The organism is Citrobacter sp. Cpo090 (assembly GCF_030332665.1).
In the GTDB taxonomy this organism is placed as follows: domain Bacteria; phylum Pseudomonadota; class Gammaproteobacteria; order Enterobacterales; family Enterobacteriaceae; genus Citrobacter; species Citrobacter portucalensis.
The window spans coordinates 225701-245119 of record NZ_JAOWHK010000025.1 but is presented as its reverse complement, the minus strand read 5'-3'; the positions used below and the strand labels follow the sequence as shown (position 1 = coordinate 245119).

Annotated in this window: 14 protein-coding genes and 1 pseudogene; 2 read left to right on the top strand and 13 right to left on the bottom strand. The window is 54.3% G+C overall.

Annotated features, from left to right (window positions below):
* Nucleotides 1-87: 87 nt before the first annotated feature.
* From OGY83_RS25165 to OGY83_RS03630, 13 genes and pseudogenes are all read right to left on the bottom strand, one after another.
* A pseudogene (locus OGY83_RS25165) lies at nucleotides 88-832 on the bottom strand (glycosyltransferase).
* Between the two features lie 221 nt (nucleotides 833-1053).
* Nucleotides 1054-2160: a fatty acid desaturase family protein gene (locus OGY83_RS03685; RefSeq protein WP_286635310.1), complete on the bottom strand. Its 1107-nt coding sequence runs from the start codon at nucleotides 2158-2160 to the stop codon at nucleotides 1054-1056.
* Complete coding sequence (locus OGY83_RS03680; protein WP_286635309.1) at nucleotides 2147-3271, bottom strand: sterol desaturase family protein; 1125 nt, start codon at nucleotides 3269-3271, stop codon at nucleotides 2147-2149. The genes OGY83_RS03685 and OGY83_RS03680 overlap by 14 nt, the downstream gene beginning before the upstream one ends.
* Complete coding sequence (locus tag OGY83_RS03675) at nucleotides 3264-3881, bottom strand: phosphatase PAP2 family protein (RefSeq protein WP_079937401.1); 618 nt, start codon at nucleotides 3879-3881, stop codon at nucleotides 3264-3266. The genes OGY83_RS03680 and OGY83_RS03675 overlap by 8 nt, the downstream gene beginning before the upstream one ends.
* Nucleotides 3878-5164: a F390 synthetase-related protein gene (locus OGY83_RS03670; protein ID WP_286635308.1), complete on the bottom strand. Its 1287-nt coding sequence runs from the start codon at nucleotides 5162-5164 to the stop codon at nucleotides 3878-3880. Before OGY83_RS03670 ends, OGY83_RS03675 begins: the two co-directional genes overlap by 4 nt.
* Complete coding sequence (locus OGY83_RS03665) at nucleotides 5161-5967, bottom strand: MBL fold metallo-hydrolase (RefSeq protein ID WP_191235271.1); 807 nt, start codon at nucleotides 5965-5967, stop codon at nucleotides 5161-5163. The genes OGY83_RS03670 and OGY83_RS03665 overlap by 4 nt, the downstream gene beginning before the upstream one ends.
* Nucleotides 5945-6961, bottom strand: coding sequence for an NAD-dependent epimerase/dehydratase family protein (locus tag OGY83_RS03660; protein WP_286635307.1), 1017 nt, complete (start codon nucleotides 6959-6961; stop codon nucleotides 5945-5947). Before OGY83_RS03660 ends, OGY83_RS03665 begins: the two co-directional genes overlap by 23 nt.
* Nucleotides 6958-7965 carry a 3-oxoacyl-[acyl-carrier-protein] synthase III C-terminal domain-containing protein gene (locus tag OGY83_RS03655; RefSeq protein ID WP_286635306.1) on the bottom strand — a complete coding sequence of 336 codons (1008 nt, stop codon included), beginning with the start codon at nucleotides 7963-7965 and terminating at the stop codon, nucleotides 6958-6960. Before OGY83_RS03655 ends, OGY83_RS03660 begins: the two co-directional genes overlap by 4 nt.
* A 101-nt stretch (nucleotides 7966-8066) precedes the next feature.
* Nucleotides 8067-8744: a respiratory nitrate reductase subunit gamma gene (gene narI, locus OGY83_RS03650; RefSeq protein WP_079937406.1), complete on the bottom strand. Its 678-nt coding sequence runs from the start codon at nucleotides 8742-8744 to the stop codon at nucleotides 8067-8069.
* Nucleotides 8744-9454 (bottom strand): nitrate reductase molybdenum cofactor assembly chaperone, encoded by a 711-nt coding sequence (gene narJ / locus OGY83_RS03645; protein ID WP_079937407.1) that lies wholly within the window; start codon nucleotides 9452-9454, stop codon nucleotides 8744-8746. The genes narI and narJ overlap by 1 nt, the downstream gene beginning before the upstream one ends.
* On the bottom strand, nucleotides 9451-10989 hold the full coding sequence (gene narH / locus OGY83_RS03640) for a nitrate reductase subunit beta (protein ID WP_003020747.1): 1539 nt from the start codon (nucleotides 10987-10989) through the stop codon (nucleotides 9451-9453). Before narH ends, narJ begins: the two co-directional genes overlap by 4 nt.
* Nucleotides 10986-14729: a nitrate reductase subunit alpha gene (locus tag OGY83_RS03635; RefSeq protein ID WP_191235268.1), complete on the bottom strand. Its 3744-nt coding sequence runs from the start codon at nucleotides 14727-14729 to the stop codon at nucleotides 10986-10988. The genes narH and OGY83_RS03635 overlap by 4 nt, the downstream gene beginning before the upstream one ends.
* Nucleotides 14730-15244: 515 nt before the next feature.
* Nucleotides 15245-16636, bottom strand: a complete 1392-nt coding sequence (locus OGY83_RS03630; protein ID WP_079937409.1) for a NarK family nitrate/nitrite MFS transporter — start codon at nucleotides 16634-16636, stop codon at nucleotides 15245-15247.
* A gap of 340 nt (nucleotides 16637-16976) precedes the next feature.
* Between OGY83_RS03630 and narX the strand changes: the two genes are divergently transcribed.
* Both narX and narL read left to right on the top strand, forming a co-directional pair.
* Nucleotides 16977-18773 (top strand): nitrate/nitrite two-component system sensor histidine kinase NarX, encoded by a 1797-nt coding sequence (gene narX, locus OGY83_RS03625; RefSeq protein WP_123267325.1) that lies wholly within the window; start codon nucleotides 16977-16979, stop codon nucleotides 18771-18773.
* The gene (gene narL, locus OGY83_RS03620) at nucleotides 18766-19416 is read left to right on the top strand and encodes a two-component system response regulator NarL (RefSeq protein WP_003833392.1); all 651 of its coding nucleotides are present in this window, start codon (nucleotides 18766-18768) and stop codon (nucleotides 19414-19416) included. The genes narX and narL overlap by 8 nt, the downstream gene beginning before the upstream one ends.
* Nucleotides 19417-19419 lie beyond the last annotated feature (3 nt).

The window sequence follows — 19419 nt, the reverse complement described above, 5'->3', positions numbered from 1 at the left end:
ACACAAAATCAATCTGCAATGCCCCATATTCTTCCTATGCGGGAAGGATGAGAAGCTTCGACTAAGGTTCGATTCGAGCATTAACACTCACTTTCTGTCATATCTTTCCACCAGTTTTCGCAGTGTGTCACCAGCCTGCGCTAGTGCCGTCAGTCCACTACGTAGCCAAATCCCTTTGCCTCTGTATTCCAGCCGCGCCGCATGATCAAACTGATCATAATCGACCGAATAAACTAGTGCGGGAACATTACGCGAGATGCAGTGCCACACAATACCGGCCCCGCCGTGGTGAATAACTGCAGCATAACGTGACAAATACCGGTCGTAATCGACCCACGGCACGCGACAAAAGTTGCCCTGTTGATAGCGCAGTCCACTCGTCCCGTTTCCTTGGGTAAAATGAAACACCCAATCGGGCATGATCCCTGCGAGTACTGCAACGGCACCCGCTACCGCCTCTTTATGCCAGTCCAGATGCGTCACCAGCGTCACCAGCACATGCTTAGTTGCTCCAGTTCATCAGCAAAGTTTTTCAGTAACCCGACCACAGCGCGAACTGTCGATAAAGCTTTATCGGACTGGATTTTACCGCATAGCGTGGATTCGCCACCGCCAGCAGCGGCGTGTCATACTCACCGGACAAAACCATTGAGGTAAGCCCCGCGGCGGTGATCTTCGCTGCTGCGCCACGGGTGCTGATAATCCGCACCTGATACTGCGTGTATAACGCGAGGCCCATCGCCAGTACAGGATGTAAATGCCCGGCAAAGGGTGGGGCCAACAGATCAATACGGGTCAAGCCAGGCGGAATAAGATCGTATGAGCGTTGCATTACAGCGTCCTGATAAATCGTCTACACAAATCGCTCAGTGCATGCTGGGCAAGATAGTTCATATGTCCGCAAGCAATATGCGTATCCACGTCGCGAAACCAGAGGCGGAAAATCAGACCGAGGTCGGCGGCCCACAGCGTACAGCGAGATCTGCGGATCGTCGGCAAACCGCCGCAAAAAAGCGCCGGCAATAAACCCGGACACGCCGGTGAGTAAGATCTTCATGGCGCATCACGCTCTGGTGGTTGCCCCATCTTCCGGAGAAAATGCTGTTGGAGCGACAGCAAATCACGCTGAGTGAGCATGGAGTAATCCATCCCCTGCTGCTGTGCAATATCGGCAATAATGCGGCAAAGCGCCGGGTAATGGCGATGATGCCAATGGGGAAATAGATGATGCGTCAAATGAAGATTGATACCGCCAAGCCAGTATCCCAGCCACGCAGGCGTGGGCCGCCAGTCGAAGGTAGTGGCGAAAGTATGCGCGATCCTTCCCTGCGTCATGCGTCCTGTCGATGGCGGAAGCTGAGAGTATCCTTTGGCCCAGTGAGTCCCGATGATCAGCATGACGAAAATCATCGATGCGATAAGCTGGCTCACCACATAGGTCCCCAGCACGGTAAGCTCGCCCAGCCGCTCCGCCAGAAGCCATAGAGGCAGCGCCAGCATTAATATCAGATGCACCGCTTTACTGACCAGAAAACGGCTCCAGCCCGCCGCACCGCGCCGGGCCAGGTGCGGCGTAACCGGCGTTAGTCCGCAGCGATCCAACCAGTCGACCACCCAGATATACCAGGGAAATGTCAAACCGGCCACCAACGGCCAGTAAAAACGCTGCGCACGCATAAAAGGTCGCCAGCGCTGCCAGGGGGTCTGACGCAGTAAACCGTTTTCAGCGGTGTCCGGATCGTAACACTCAATATTGGTAAACCCGTGATGAAATCTGACGTGGCGCACGCGCCAGCTGTCAGCATCCAGGCCCAAAGGCAGGGCCGCCAGAAAACTAAGTCGAGCATTGGCGCGCTTCCCTCGCAAAAACGCATTATGCGAGGCATCATGCACCACGTTTACGGCCAGCAACATCGCAAACAGCATCATCGCGAGGTACGCCAGCGCAAAGGCCCATTTTGCCTGCGCGCCCAGGGCGATGAGATAGCAGGAAAGCCAGGCCGCAACCAGCACTATAGCTTTAACAATGGCCCACCTATCGGCGTAGCGTCGATCGTTATGCGCAATCAGCAAGGCGCGAGACTGAACCTGCAATGCCTTGACCAGCGCTGGGTCATCCGCAGGAAAGGTCAGTCGCGTCTGTGGATTAAACAGATTCACGCGCCGCTCCTACTGTTCGGCTACCAACCCCGCAGAAGACCATCATGCCGTGGATAACCAGCAGGACAGGCGTCACGCGCCAGAGAAGTTCATGCCACGTAAACAGCAGCGGATGGACCAATAACAGTAGCGTAACCCCACCCCAGACTCGCTTCCCCCAGCGCTGTCCGTCGCTGATACCGCCAAGCGCCACTGTGCCTGCCGCCAATAGCACAACCAGTAGTGCCTGTTCAGGCGACATACTTTCGATTTGGTAGCCGTACCGCTGGATATAGCCCAGAACCAGAACAAATAATAACAGCGCACCCGTAATAAGGATCATCGCCCCGCCACTACTCTGACGCTCGCTCTGACGTTGAGAAGGCGCTAGCCCAAGCAGCTTGAGAAAAGGCACATTGCTTTCACGTAGCGGGTTGCCTGAAAGCTGGCTGCCTTTCACCCCGAACTCAACCGATTCTACGGGCGGTGCTTTACAATACGTGCCGAATAGCCGATCCCAGATAAGAAAGGTGCCGCCATAATTGGTATCGGCATAGCGTTTTTCATTCAAGTGGTGTACACGATGGTGAGACGGCGTAATAAATACCTTTTCCAGCCAGCCAAGGCGGGGCGTAAACGCATTATGGTTAAAAAACTGAACAGTGTAGTGGATGACCGAAACGGTCAGGTACACCGTCAACGGAACGCCGCACACCGCCAGCACCATAAAAAATGGGATCCCCGTAAGGGATGAATACCAGGAATTTCTGACCCCCAGGGACAGGTTATAGTGTTCCCCCTGATGATGGACAACATGCACCGCCCACAGCCAGCGCCGCTCGTGATGGAGGCGATGCAGCCAGTAGAAGCAGAGATCCCACGCGACCACCGTAAACAGCCAGACCCAGCCTGCAGCTACCCCATCAAAAAGATGCAAATTTGCGTACTGGAGAATCAGCGCATAACACAGCACTTCCAGGCAGCGAAACATCCACAGCACAATATGCCCGGAATTGAGATTGAAAATCACATCGCGCCAGTCGATTTTCTTTTTGCGCGACCATTGCAGAAAACACGCCTCGCAGGTCACCAGTATTAACATAAAAATAATGGGGTACAATAATTCACTCATAACGTATTTCCCTGTGTTGCTTTTTCCTTGCGACGATATACATTGCCAGCCAGCCGCTTCCTCCGGCCAGTAACACGCCACCCACTAAATCGATAAATAAATGTCTACGCAACTGAAGGATCGAGATAGCAATCGCCAGCGCCCACACCAGACTCACCGTGGTTATCACCGTCTGCCGCCGCATAGCGATAGCCCAGACAGTAAGCAACGTTAACCCCGCGTGAAAGGAGGGAAAGCAGTTCTGCGGCGAATCGATACCGATCAACCAGCCCAGTACCTGAGACGACAGCCCGTCAACGGCCAGCGGCGGATACTGCATCGTCGTCGGCCACATAAGATAAATACTCCCAGCCCCTATTGCCGCAATCTGCATGGCAAGCGTAAGCCAGCGTAATTGCACCAGCGGCACCAGAAAGTAGCCTGCTGGAATAAGCAGAAAGAACGATAAATAAAGCCAGACCGCCGTGGGTGAAAAGGGAATCACCCGATCGATGACCCAGGGCGTAAGCAGCGATCCCTGCCCCTGCAAACGATCGCAACACGAATAAACGATCCCCACCGTACCCCAGCCCAGCAGCATCTGTTTAAGTCGCAAAAATATCATTCTCATACTGCGCCCCACTGGCGGATAATCCGCCGCCGTTTCGCGTCAAACTGCGTCGGTGGCGATGCTGATATTTGCGTCCACGCCAGACGCGACACATCCACGCCCTGACGGGCAAAAAAATCATTCAGCGCCTGCTGGCAGGCTTGTAACGTCGTCGGCTCGCAATCAGCGGTAAGCGAGAGCGCGTCGGCGGCCGTCTGTGCCAACCGATAATCGACCATGGGGGGCAACACGATAGCCAGCACCCGGCTACAGGCATCGGCAAATACGACCAGCTCTCCTCCCGTCACGTCAGGCAGCAGCAACTGATCGTCCTGCCGACCTTCAATACGGACAATCGCCCTGGCGGCACTGCCACAAGGGCACGGCTTATCACTCGCCACCAGTACGTCATTAAGGCGGTAGCGAACCACCGGCTGCGTGCTGCGGGTAAAGTCAGTGATAACCGGAATAAACCGCTGCTCATCTAGCCATTCCGGCTCGACATGAATAAACTCTTCGTTCAGATGCAGCGTACCGCAGGCGCAGGTTGAGGCCAGAAAGCCCTCAGTAGCCTGATAAATTTCACCGACCTCGCCGAATACGTCGCGCAGCAAAGTGCGATCCTGCTCCTCCAGCACCTCCGCCACCGAAATCACTTTTTTCACCTTCAGAGTCAGCGTTCCGGCACGTACGGCCAGCGCCAGCGCGCGCAGTACCTGCGCGGGAGCAACAATCAGCGTCGGTATCTGCGCCTCAAGCTGTGCGAGCTGCGGCTGAAACGGGGCAAGAAGATCGTAATATTCCAGACTGAGCCAGCGATTATTCACTCTGCGGTACAGATTATTATCTGCACGCAGGAACAATGCCACGCGCTCACCAGCCAGCAATCCATCGGGCAGGACTTTTGCCAGAATCGCCCCCGCCCACAGCAGTTGCTCCTGTGGACTCACCACAAACAGCCCGCGTTGCCCGGAAGTTCCGGAAGACAGGCCCACGCTAAACTCACCGACCTTAGGCGAGAAATCGCGATTGTGTTCACTGCGCAACGCGCATGCCATCAGAGCATCACGCTGTAACCCGGCCGTGTTCATCTCATCAAAATGGGTCATCATCTGCGTTTTGTCCATCGTCGGCCATTCGCAAAAAGGCCTCGCTAGATAATCTCGGAACCACGGACTTTTCACTAATACCCGGCGACGGAAAGCCTGCATTCTTTTTTCCTGCCAGGCCTCAAGAGAGGCCCTGTCGGTAAAGCGCAGCTTGCGGGTGCAGAAATAGCGCCAGAGAAGCGCGAATGGGATCATAAATCACCCTCATGGCATAACTGAATATCCGTAGCGCCGTTCTGCCAGAGTTGATTTAACCGCGCAAGGGTCTGGTAATACGCAGTGGAATCAGACATGACCAAATTTGCCAGCCGGGACGGACCTCGTAGCTCACGATAACTGGCGGGCGACCAGGCCGCATCAGCCGCCAGCAATGTCCATCCATCATCCGTCAACACAAACGCGCCAATATGCCCGGCAGCGTGGCCTGGAAGCGGCACCAGGATTATCTGCCCATCACTTCCCGGAAGTTCATAGCCGCGCGTAAAGGGTGCCAACGCAGCGGGTAATATCAGGTGCTCAAAACGCTCAATAAACGTTAACGACGACTCAAATTCTGCCGGAAACAGTCCTGGCACAAAGGCCTGGCGCAGGGCACCAAATCCGCGCAGCGTTCTGACCTGCGCCCACCCTTCACCCGAACAGATGCAGCTGACATCGGGGAAATCACGTAGTCCGGCCACATGATCGGCATGAAAATGCGACAGAATAATGGCGCTGATATCGCAGCTGACCAGCCCTCGTGCGAGCAACTGTCGGGCCAACGAGGCGTTTGGGTCGAAGTAGACTGGCGTCACCTGACGGTAGAATCGAAAAACGCCAGAACGGGTGTATTGCTCAAACCACGAGGCGTAACCGGTATCCCATAGCCAGCGTTGATCGCCAGCTTCCAGCAAGTATGCCCGCGACGGGAATTTGCAAACGCGCAACCCGGCGCCTTTTAGTGCCATACACCCTATATGCGTGCAGTACCCAACCTCAAAGGCGGTGATAGTTGCCATGCTTTCTCATCCATTCGCCGGTCAGTGCAATGCCTTCCGTCATTGAAATTCTTGGTCGATAACCCAGTTCATTGATGGCTTGTTGTGTACTCAGTGTCATATCAAAACAGACGGTGCCTGCACTGTAGCGAGTTACTGGCGGCTCTTTATCAAGACAGCGTCCGATGAGTTCCATTCCGCTGGCGACCAGAGACAACAGCTGCCACGGCACCTGACACAGGCGATAACGTAGCCCAAGCTGTTCTCGCAAAAGCGCATCAAGCATCACCTTCAGCCGCTGGGGTTGATGGTTAGTCACGTTATAGACGCGACCAGAAGGCAGCGACGCCACCGTCGTAGCCAGCTCCATGGCATACACCACGTTCTGCACGAAAGTGAGATCCAGCAGCACCTCACCACCGCGCGGTAAACGTAGCACGCCGCCGTCCCGATGAATCTGCTGTAGCAGTCGCGGGACAATCACATTATCATATGGGCCAAACAGGCCGCGCGGACGCAGCATAATAAATGTCGTCGCTGAAAAAGCGCGCACCGCGTCGGTAATCACCAGTTCTGCGGCATATTTACTATCGGCATAGTGGCTACTAAAGCGGCGTGCAAGGTAGCTCTCCGGCAGATCATAGTGGTGGCGGAAATCGAAATACACCGCCGGAGTGGAAATATGAACGAAGCGCGGGATCTGCGCCCTGCCCGCCGCCTGCGCCAGCCGCTGCGTAACCAGAACGTTGTTCTGGTAAAAATCAGCGCGGCTACCCCACGGCGATGACTTTGCCGCACAGTGCCACACGGCATCACAGCCGTCGACCAGCCTGAAAAAGTCCTTATCGCTGGCGCACGCCAGATCGAGTGGCACAAACCTCGCTCCCCATTGCGTAAGCGCTGCCCCCTGATTCGTATTGCGCCCGATAGCCACCACATCGTGTCCGGACATCAGTAAAGACTCTGCGGCATTGCGCCCCAGCCCACTGGTCGCGCCGGTCAGCAGAATTTTCACGGTATGAAGACCATGCCCGCCAGCGTCAGCCCTGCTGCCGTCCCTATCAGCATTGCCGGTTGACCTGCGACCAGTCGTCCACTAACGATGGCCTCGTGCAGCGCGGTTGGTATAGACGCCGCGACCTGATTGCCATAGTGGCGGTAGATGTCAATGAGAGCGGATTCCGGCACGCGCAGTCGTTTACGCATATGTTCCAGCGACAGATGGCTGGCCTGATGCGGCACCACCGTGGCAATGTCGGACAGCGTAACGTCGCTTTTCGCCAGCAGGCGGGCAAAGTAATCCTCAATTAAGGAAGAAGCATAACGAAACAATGATTTCCCCTGCATGTGAAACAGAAAATCACTCTCGATCATCCCTGCACGGGGGTTACGCCGCGTGCCGCCCGCGCGAATTTCACACAACTCGCTACCGTCCGGATACATCTCAATCAAGCTTGCCAGAATGCCGGTTGAACCGTCGCCACGTTCGACAATAACGCATGCCGCACCATCGCCAAAAATCAGCGAGGATTCTTCATGCCCCCAGTCAATACCGCGCGAGGAAATATCTGCTGACACAATGGCGATACGACAATACGCACCGGTGTTTACCAATCCGGCTGCCACTTCCAGTGCGGAAATAAAGCTAACGCAGCTGCTGTTGATGTCGAAACCCGCGATTCCGGCAGGCATCCTTGCAGCTTTCAGAATATGGGTTGCACTACACGGGAGAGCCTGAAACGGAATGGCTGACGCGCAAATCAGCAGATCAATGGAAGACGGTGATAACGCCCCGGCGTCAAGCGCATGGTGTAGCGCCTGTGCCGCTAGCTCAGCCTGGCTGGCATCGTTGGTCACGTGATAGCGCCAGGCAATACCCGAACGTTTTTCCACATAGCCCGAGGGTTTGCCGAGTTGAAGGTCAAGCATTGATGATGTGATCCGTGTCGGCGGCAGAGCAATGCCGGTCGAGACGATTTTTAGCGCCATGTTAACGCCAGGGTGAGCTGAATATTCCATTATGCTTCATTTCTTTATTCCACGATTCGCAGCATGATATCGAAATCAAATGCAAAAAAAACCAGGAGCTTTGTCCTGGTTTTTTGCGTTTATATCTTGGCTTAGTGACGTGCGCGAACAATCTGGTACTTGCGGGTCAAATACTCGACCGGGACGCTCCAGATGTGTACCAGACGCGAGAACGGGAACAACAGGAACAGCGTCATACCCAGCACAAGGTGCACACGGAAAATAAATGCGACGCCATCCAGATACTGAGACGCTCCGCCGTGGAATGTCACCACTGTCTGCGCCCAATTCACCAGCTTCATCATCTCGCTACCGTCCATATGCTGGGCGGAGAACGGAATGGTCAGCAGGCCCAGCGCACACTGGATCACCAGCAGTGAGAGGATCAGAATATCCGCTCCGGTAGTGGTGGCCCGCACGCGTGGGCTGAACAGACGACGTTTCAGCAGCAGTACGCCACCAATCAGACACATCAGGCCACTGGCACCGCCCGCAAACATTGCCATCTTTTGTTTCACTTCAAGCGGTAGCCACGCTTCATACATCCAGTGCGGCGTCAACATGCCAAGGAAGTGCCCTGCAAAAATACCCAGGATCCCGATGTGAAACAGGTTTGACGCCAGGTTCATCCCTTTGCGATCCAGCATCTGACTGGAAGCCGCACGCCAGGTATATTGCCCGTAGTCATAACGCAGCCAGCTGCCGATCAGAAAGACAGAACCCGCGATGTACGGATAGATGTCAAAGAAGAACGTATTCAGGAAGTGCATTATTGCTGTCCTCCGGTGGTGATATTCAGATACTGCGGCGCAACGGCCCCGGCAAAACGACGCTGGTGAGCGGAGATTTCCGACTCGCCACACCCCTGATCGGCGAAGAATTTCACCTGCTCTTCTTCCCAGACCGCATCCAGCGCTTGTGGGGTATCATCACGGGCTTCATCCGCAATTTTTTCAGCCACTTTTTCGCTGTCGATAACGGTATTCGCCAGTTTTAACAGCAGATCGAACAGCACCGCATAACGGCTTTCACGCTGTTGCAAACGAGCGCTGAGCAGTGCCAGAATCGGCGCAATATCCTGTAAGCCACCTAGCGCTTCGCTTTTCGGCAGTTGCGCAAGGTATTCCAGATATAGCGGCAGATGATCGGGAAGTTCGCGGCTGTCGAGCTGCAAACCGTGCTGCTCATACTGCGCCATCAGGTCAACCATAGCCTGACCGCGATCGCGGGATTCACCGTGAACATGTTCAAACAGCAGCAGCGATGTGGCACGGCCACGGTCAAACAGTTCGCTGTAGGCGGCCTGCACATCCAGCATGTCCTGCGCGGTTAGATCGCGCAGGAAAACGCCCAGAGTCTGGGCATCCTCTTTATCCAGGTTCTCAGATGACGCGAGTGCATCGAAAAGTTCCTGCTGATGCTGCCACAAGGCAGCATCCGGGTACTCGAGCAGACGCGAAACAATGACGAGTTCAATCATTGGTGCGGCTCCGTTTTGCTGGTCACATCGACAGCATCGATGCGGCGGCTGTTGAACAGATTGAATTTAGTATCAGAACCGTGGCAACCGTCACCGAAGGTAAAGCCACAACCGCTTTTCTCCGGGAACGCGTCACGCGCCAGTTCACGATGGCTACTCGGCACCACGAAACGATCTTCGTAGTTCGCGATCGCCAGGTAACGATACATTTCCTGTGCCTGCGCTTCGCTTAAGCCCACCTCTTCCAGCGCACGGGTATCAACTTTGCCGTCAACGGTTTCCGTACGTTTGTAGTGGCGCATCGCCAGCATACGTTTCAGCGCCAACAACACCGGCTGGGTGTCACCTGCGGTCAGCAGGTTCGCCAGGTACTGAACCGGGATACGCAGGCTGTCAACATCCGGCAGGATACCGTTGCTGCCCAACTCGCCCGCATCAGCAGCTGACTGAATCGGTGACAATGGCGGCACGTACCAGACCATCGGCAGTGTGCGGTATTCCGGATGTAGCGGCAGCGCCAGCTTCCAGTCCATCGCCATTTTGTAAACCGGAGACTGCTGTGCGGCATCGATGACGCTCAGCGGGATACCATCTTTCAGCGCCTGTTCAATAACAGCCGGATCGTTCGGATCGAGGAACACGTCCAGTTGTCGCTGATACAGATCTTTCTCATGCTCGGTGCTTGCCGCGCTTTCAATCGCATCCGCGTCATACAGCAGTACGCCGAGGTAACGGATACGACCGACGCAGGTTTCGGAGCACACGGTCGGCTGACCGGCTTCGATACGCGGATAGCAGAAGATGCACTTCTCTGACTTACCGCTCTTCCAGTTGAAATAGATTTTTTTATACGGGCAACCGGTGATGCACATACGCCAGCCGCGGCACTTGTCCTGATCGATCAGCACGATGCCATCTTCTTCACGCTTGTAGATGGCACCGCTCGGGCAGGTCGCCACGCACGCCGGGTTAAGGCAGTGCTCGCACAGACGCGGCAAATACATCATGAAGGTGTTTTCGAACTGGCCGTACATCGCCTTCTGCATGTTCTCGAAGTTCTTGTCTTTCGCCAGCTTCTCAAACTCACCACCGAGGTCATCTTCCCAGTTCGGACCTTTGGTGATTTTATCCATACGCTGACCGGTGATCAGCGAGCGCGGACGGGCAATCGGCTGCGCTTTGCTGTCTGCCGGGGTGTTGTGCAGCGTCTGGTAATCGAAGTCAAACGGCTCGTAGTAGTCATCAATGCCTGGCAAATGTGGGTTAGCAAAGATTTTACCCAGCAGCAGCGCTTTGTTACCCATGCGCGGCACCAGCTTACCGTTGATCTTACGGATCCAACCGCCCTTCCATTTTTCCTGGTTTTCCCAATCAGTTGGGAAGCCAGTACCCGGTTTGGTTTCAACGTTGTTAAACCAGGCATACTCCGCACCTTCACGGCTGGTCCAGACGTTTTTACAGGTTACTGAACAGGTGTGGCAACCGATGCACTTATCGAGATTCAGCACCATGCCGACTTGTGAACGAATTTTCATTTTACGCTCTCCTGTACCTGGTCATTGCCTTCGCCATCCAACCAGTCAATGTTCTTCATCTTACGAACCACCACGAACTCATCACGGTTCGAACCTACGGTGCCGTAGTAGTTAAAGCCGTAGGCCAGGTGGGCATAACCACCAATCATGTGCGTCGGTTTCGGTGTAATACGGGTCACCGAGTTATGGATCCCGCCACGCTGCTCGGTAATCTCCGACCCCGGAATATTCACAATACGTTCCTGGGCGTGATACATCATGGTCATCCCGGCCGGAACACGTTGGCTGACAACTGCACGCGCCGTCAGCGCACCGTTACTGTTGAAGACTTCGATCCAGTCGTTATCCTCGATACCCAGATCTTTCGCATCCGCTTCGCTCATCCACACAATTGGACCGCCGCGGCCTAACGTCAGCATCAGCAGGTTATCGCTGTAGGTGGAGTGGATACCCCACTTCTGGTGTGGCGTCAGGAAGTTGAGCGCTTTTTCCGGGTTACCATTTGATTTCTCGCCCATCACCTCTTTCACCGAACGGGTGTCGATTGGCGGACGGTAAACCAGCAGGCTTTCACCGAAGTCTCGCATCCACTGATGATCCTGATACAGCTGCTGGCGACCAGTCAGCGTACGCCATGGGATCAGCTCGTGAACGTTGGTGTAACCAGCGTTGTAAGAAACATGTTCGTCTTCCAGACCTGACCAGGTCGGGCTGGAGATAATTTTGCGCGGCTGCGCCTGAATATCGCGGAAGCGGATTTTCTCGTCTTCTTTATTCAGCGCCAGATGCGTATGGTCACGACCGGTAAATTCACTCAGCGCCGCCCAGGCTTTCACCGCCACCTGACCGTTGGTTTCCGGTGCCAGGGTGAGGATCATTTCAGCGGCATCAATCGCCGTATTCAGCATCGGCTGGCCTTTTGCCGGGCCTTCAGCCTTGGTGTAGTTGAGCTTACGCAGCAGGTCCATTTCGCTCTGGGTGTTCCAGGCAATCCCTTTCCCGCCGTTACCGATTTTGTCCATTAACGGACCGATAGAGGTGAAGCGTTCGTAGGTTGCCGGGTAATCACGCTCAACGGTCATGATGTGCGGCGCGGTAACGCCTGGGATCAGATCGCATTCGCCTTTTTTCCAGTCTTTAACATCCAACGGCTGCGCCAGTTCGGCGGCGGAGTCGTGCTGGATAGGCAGCGTCACTACGTCGGTTTCTTTGCCGAGGTGGCCCACGCAAACTTCAGAGAATTTCTTAGCGATAGCCTTGTAGATTTCCCAGTCGCTCTTCGATTCCCACGCTGGATCAACGGCGGCAGACAACGGATGAATAAACGGATGCATATCCGAGGTATTCATATCGTCTTTTTCATACCAGGTGGCGGTCGGCAGCACGATGTCAGAGTACAGACAGGTGCTCGACAGACGGAAGTCCAGCGTGACCACCAGATCCAGTTTGCCGTCCAGGCCGTTATCCTGCCATTCCACTTCTTCTGGCTTCACGCCCCCCTGTTTACCCAGATCCAGCCCCTGAATACCATGTTCAGTACCCAGCAGATACTTCAGCATGTACTCGTGGCCTTTACCGGAAGAGCCGAGCAGGTTAGAACGCCAGATAAACAGGTTACGCGGATGGTTTTTACCGTTCTCTGGTTGTTCAGCCGCAAAGCGAATAGAACCTTCCTTCAGAGATTTAACGGTGTAATCCACCGGTGTCATACCGACTTTTTCCGCCTCACGCGCAATGTACAGCGGGTTAGTACCCAACTGCGGCGCGGACGGCAGCCAGCCCATACGTTCAGCGCGAACGTTGAAGTCAATCAGATGGCCGCTATAGCGAGACTTATCCGCCATCGGGGACAGTAGTTCCTGTGCCGTAACCGTCTCATAGCGCCATTGGCTGGAGTGGTTATAGAAATAGGACGTACTGTTCATGTGACGTGCCGGACGCTGCCAGTCAAGGCCAAACGCCAGCGGCTGCCAACCGGTCTGCGGACGCAGTTTTTCCTGGCCGACATAGTGGGCCCAACCGCCGCCGCTCTGACCGACGCAACCACAGAACACCAACATGTTGATAAGCCCACGATAGTTCATATCGAGGTGATACCAGTGGTTCAGACCCGCGCCGACGATGATCATCGAACGTCCGTGGGTTTTATCGGCGTTATCGGCAAACTCACGGGCAATACGCACGATCTGAGAGCGTGATACGCCAGTGATTTTTTCTGCCCATGCCGGGGTATACGCTTTGATATCGTCGTAGCTGGAGGCGCAGTTTTCATCGTTCAGACCGCGTTCCAGACCGTAGTTGGCCATGGTCAGATCGTAAACGGTAGTCACCAGCGCGGTAGAGCCATCTGCCAGCTGCAGGCGTTTTACCGGCAGTTTGTGCAGCAGAACATTTTCCAGTTCAACTTTACTAAAGTGCTCGGTGCCTTCGCCGCCAAAGTACGGGAAGCCGACTTCAGCGATGTCGTCCTGGCTACCTAACAGGCTGAGCTGCAGTTCGGTTTCGTTACCGGACGTGCCGTCGCGCTGCTCAAGGTTCCATTTACCTTTTTCACCCCAGCGGAAACCAATTGAACCGTTTGGCGCAACCATTTCGCCGTCGGTATTGATGGCAACGGTTTTCCACTCTGGATTATTTTCCTGACCCAGGGAGTCAACCAGATCGGCGGCGCGCAGCATACGACCCGCCGCATAATACCCGTCACGCTCTTCGAGCATCACCAGCATCGGGAAGTCGGTGTAACGACGCACGTAGTCGGTGAAGTATTGGCTCGGGTTATCAAGGTGGAACTCACGCAGCATGACGTGGCCCATTGCCAGCGCCATTGCGGCATCGGTGCCCTGCTTCGGAGCCAGCCACAGATCGCAAAGTTTGGCGATTTCGGCGTAGTCTGGGGTGATGGCGACCGTTTTGGTCCCTTTGTAGCGAACTTCCGTAAAGAAGTGCGCATCCGGGGTACGGGTCTGCGGAACGTTGGAACCCCAGGCGATGATGTAGCTGGAGTTATACCAGTCGGCAGATTCCGGAACGTCAGTCTGCTCGCCCCAGGTCTGCGGAGACGCAGGCGGCAGGTCACAGTACCAATCGTAGAAGCTCAGGCAGGTGCCGCCAATCAGCGACAGATAGCGTGCACCGGAGGCGTAGGAAACCATCGACATCGCAGGGATCGGCGAGAAGCCCGCCACACGGTCAGGACCGTAGGTTTTGACCGTGTAAACGTTAGAAGCGGCAATCAGCTCGTTCACTTCCTGCCAGGAAGAACGCACGAAACCACCACGACCACGCGCTTGTTTGAAGCTTTTTGCTTTATCGGCGTCTTCGATGATGGAAGCCCATGCGTCTACCGGATCGCTGTGCAGTCTTTTCGCTTCACGCCACATTTTCATCAGGCGTTTGCGCATCAGCGGGTATTTCAGACGGTTAGCGCTGTAGAGATACCAGGAATAGCTTGCACCACGAGGGCAGCCACGAGGCTCGTGGTTTGGCAGGTCCGGACGGGTACGCGGATAATCGGTTTGCTGAGTTTCCCAGGTCACCAGACCATTTTTCACATAGATTTTCCAGCTGCATGAGCCGGTGCAGTTTACCCCGTGGGTTGAACGCACGATTTTGTCATGCTGCCAACGCTGGCGGTATCCGTCCTCCCAGTCCCTGTTGGTATTGAGAAGCTGGCCATGCCCATCGGCAAAGGTTTCGCCCTTCTGCTTGAAGTAGCGAAACCGGTCCAGGAATTTACTCATCGGTTTTCTCCTGTAGGAGCCTGACGGCTCTCTGATAAATCGACATTGCTTGATTGAGAGCGAAGGTAACGCTCTGAAAGGGCGTGAGAATTGATAACGATCAAGGCAGGCAGGGATGAAAAATGAGAGTTGGTTTTTACATACCCCCAAAGTAGGATATTGATATCTGGCGTAATAGATTGAATTTAAATGATTTTCTTAAATTCACTTATCATTCAAATGTTAAATTCTTTACAAGTGGGTATTAAGGGGTATCCCCCCTGCTTAGCATATTGTGAGCACCGTTCTTACAGGCTGTTGTCATGTCACCATACAAAAGTATGTTGTAACTAATTACGGGCAAAAAAAAGCGCGGTCTAACACCGCGCAATGGATAATCAACCTACACGTCATCTTTCAAACTGCTTCTGCATTGGCTACGTTCGTTCTCCCCAGTCACTTACTTCAGTATGCGCCTGGGGATTTCTCACTTGCCGCCTTGAGGCAGTTCGAATGATTTTGTGTATACAACTTTTTTATTTTTTAGAATGACGTCCGTATACCGCCCAGGTGATCACCACACAAGCGACATAGAAGATCAGAAATACTTTCATCGCATCGACCGGCGAACCAGTTAACGCCAGGGACGTACCAAATGCTTTCGGGATAAAGAAGCCGCCAATCGCACCAATGGCTGAGATAAAGCCCAACGCTGCCGCGGTGTCGGTTGCTGCTTCGCGCATTGCTCTCTCTTCTGAACCGCCTTCAGCTTTCACTCTGTCCATCGTCAGCTTGCGGAAGATAACGGAGATCATCTGGAAGGTTGAGCCACTCCCCAGACCCGCCGTCAGGAACAATGCCAGGAACACTGCAAAGAAAGCGATAAAGTTACCACCGACACCGTTTGATGGTAGCGTCAGGAACAGTAAGGCACTGAAAATAGCCATCAGCACGAAGTTCACCAGCGTTACACGGGTCCCGCCCAGACGGTCAGAGATTGCGCCGCCCGCTGAACGAGCCAGTGCGCCAATCAGCGGTCCAAAGAAGGCGTAATGCAGGATCTGCACCTCAGGAAACTGCGTTTTTGACAGCATCGCGAAACCGGCAGAAAAACCGATGAATGAACCGAAGGTTGCCAGATACAGCAGGCTCATAATCCACAGATGCCCACGTTTCAGCACCGGCAATTGCTCTTTCAGCGACGCTTTTGAGGTTGCCAGTTCATTCATACCAAACCATGCAGCCAGCGTTAACACAGCCAGGAACGGTACCCAAATCCATGCGGCGTTTGCCAGATAAAGCTGCGTACCATCCGGTTGTTCAACCCCGTGGCTACCAAATGCGGCAAAGATTGACAGTGAAACCACCAGCGGCGCAACCAACTGCATCACGCTGACGCCCATGTTGCCCAGACCACCGTTCAGACCCAGCGCACCGCCCTGTTTCTGTTTTGGAAAGAAGAAACTGATGTTTGCCATGCTGGACGCAAAGTTCGCACCAGCGAAGCCGCACAACAAGGAGATAATAATAAAGGTACTAAACGGCGTGGACGTATCCTGCACCGCAAACCCTAACCATACGCAAGGAATGATCAGGATACCGGTGCTAAATGCCGTCCAGCGACGCCCACCAAACAGGGGGACCATAAAGGAGTACGGAACACGCAGCAGCGCGCCAGACACCGAAGGTAATGCCGTCAGCATGAACAGCTGTTCAGTGGTGAAATCAAATCCGACTTTCGGTAAGTTCACCGCCACGGCGCTAAATAACATCCACACGCAAAACGCCAGCAGCAAACAAGGGACGGAAATCCACAGGTTACGGCTGGCGATTCGTTGACCACGCTGCTGCCAGAAGGCGGGATCTTCCGGCCGCCATTCGGTAATTACAGCTCCAGATGCCCTTTCCGGGGCAGATGAGTGACTCATAGACACCTCTGATACTTGTTTCGATGCCTGCAACATTAGGGTTTACAGCTGGAGGTAAGTTGATATAAATCAAAGGAAAAGGTGTCATTATTCATGCCTAAAATTTATCATTACCCTTAATGAGTACATAACTTCGGTAAAAAAGATGTGGTTTTTCACGCTTCTGTCGCCCCCTACTCCCCCTCGCCCAGGATCTCTCCCTCAACTGGCAATTAAGAGGTAGCCCGTTTGAGGTATGGGTATACTCCAGTGTATCGCCGAGAATAACGCCACTGCCTGCAGCAGAATCGTCATTCAATAAGGTTTTCTGTTCGACGAAAACCCGAAGGAACAAGTCACCATGTTTAAACGCTGTCTCTCCCCGCTTACGCTGGTCAACCAGGTGGCGCTTATTGTTTTATTGTCCACAGCCATCGGCGTGGCGGGTATGGCTGTCTCTGGCTGGTTGGTTCAGGGCGTTCAGGGTAGCGCCCATGCAATCAACAAAGCGGGATCGCTGCGCATGCAAAGCTATCGCCTACTGGCAGCCGTGCCGCTTGACGCGAGCGATCAACCGCTGCTGGATGAAATGGAGCAAACGGCGTTTAGCCCGGAATTGACGCGTGCCGCAAAGCGAGACGGACAACAGGCGCAGTTAAAAGCGCTACAGGATTACTGGCACACTGAACTGGCGCCGGGACTTGCGCATGCGCAAACGCCTGATGCGGTAGCGCAGGATGTAACGCGCTTTGTAGGCGGTCTGGATAAGCTGGTTACCGCCTTTGACCATACCACCGAATTACGCATTGAACGCGTCGTCCTGCTGCATCGCCTGATGGCCGTATTTATGGCATTGCTGCTGGTTTTCACCATTATCTGGCTACGCGTGCGCCTGTTAGAGCCGTGGAAACAGCTGCTGGCGATGGCGCGAGCCGTCAGCCAGCGTGATTTTACCCAACGCGCGCGTATCAGCGGACGCAATGAGATGGCTGCTCTGGGTTCGGCACTGAATAATATGTCGGAAGAACTGGCCGAAAGTTACGCCGTGCTGGAACAGCGGGTGAAAGAGAAAACGGCAGGTTTGGAGCACAAAAATCAGATCCTTTCTTTCCTTTGGCAAGCCAACCGCCGCCTGCACTCTCAGGTACCGTTGTGCGAACGCCTCTCTCCGGTACTGAATGGTCTGCAAAATCTGACCTTACTGCATGATATTGAACTCCGGGTTTACGACCTGGAAGATGAAGACAATCATCAGGAATTTACCTGTCAGTCAAATGCCAGCTGCGATGAAAAAGGCTGCCATCTGTGTCCTCGCGGAACGCTACCCGCGATTGACGGCGGGATTACATTGAAATGGCGGCTGACCGATGCGCATACCCAGTATGGTATTCTGCTCGCCACCTTGCCGAACGGACGCCATCTCAGTCACGATCAGCAGCAGCTGGTTGATACCCTGGTTGAGCAACTGACCGCAACGCTCGCGCTCGACAGACATCAGGAGCGTCAGCAGCAGTTGATCGTGATGGAAGAGCGTGCCACCATTGCACGCGAACTTCATGATTCTATTGCACAATCGCTCTCTTGTATGAAGATGCAGGTTAGCTGTTTGCAGATGCAGGGTGATGCGCTTTCAGATAACTGTCGCGAATTGCTCAGCCAGATTCGTAACGAGCTAAATGCTTCATGGGCGCAGCTGCGTGAACTGTTAACCACCTTCCGTTTACAGCTCACGGAACCTGGATTACGACCGGCGCTGGAAGCCAGCTGTCAGGAGTACAGCGCCCGTTTTGGATTTACGGTTAAGCTGGATTATCAGCTACCGCCACGCCTGGTCCCTTCGCATCAGGCGATTCACCTGCTACAAATTGCGCGCGAAGCCCTGAGCAATGCACTTAAACACTCTCAGGCCAATGAAGTTGTCGTGACGGTGGTGCAAAATGGCAAGCAGGTCAAACTAACAGTGCAAGATAACGGCTGCGGCGTACCGGAAAACGCCGAACGCAGTAACCACTACGGCATGATTATAATGCGCGACCGTGCGCAGAGCTTGCGCGGCGATTGCCGCGTACGCCGTCGCGAGACGGGCGGTACTGAAGTTGCTGTCACTTTTATTCCCGAAACAAACTTCACAGAAGTCCAAGGAGATACCCATGAGTAATCTGGAACCGGCAACCATCCTGCTGATCGACGATCATCCGATGCTGCGAACCGGTGTAAAACAGCTTGTCAGCATGGCGCCCGATATTACCGTTGTCGGCGAAGCCAGCAATGGCGAGCAGGGTATCGAGCTGGCTGAATCCCTTGATCCCGATCTGATCCTGCTTGATCTCAATATGCCCGGCATGAATGGTCTGGAAACCCTCGATAAGCTGCGTGAAAAATCACTGTCGGGCCGTATCGTTGTGTTTAGCGTGTCCAATCATGAAGAAGACGTAGTTACCGCACTGAAACGCGGCGCTGACGGTTATCTGCTGAAAGATATGGAGCCGGAAGATTTACTCAAAGCCTTACAGCAGTCAGCGGCCGGTGAAATGGTGCTGAGTGAAGCCTTAACGCCGGTTCTGGCCGCCAGCCTGCGTGCTAATCGTGCAACGTCGGACCGTGATGTCACCCAACTGACACCGCGTGAACGCGACATTCTCAAGCTCATTGCCCAGGGTCTGCCGAACAAGATGATCGCCCGTCGCCTGGACATCACTGAAAGTACGGTAAAAGTCCATGTGAAACATATGTTGAAGAAAATGAAGCTCAAATCACGCGTTGAAGCCGCGGTATGGGTACATCAGGAACGCATTTTCTGATAA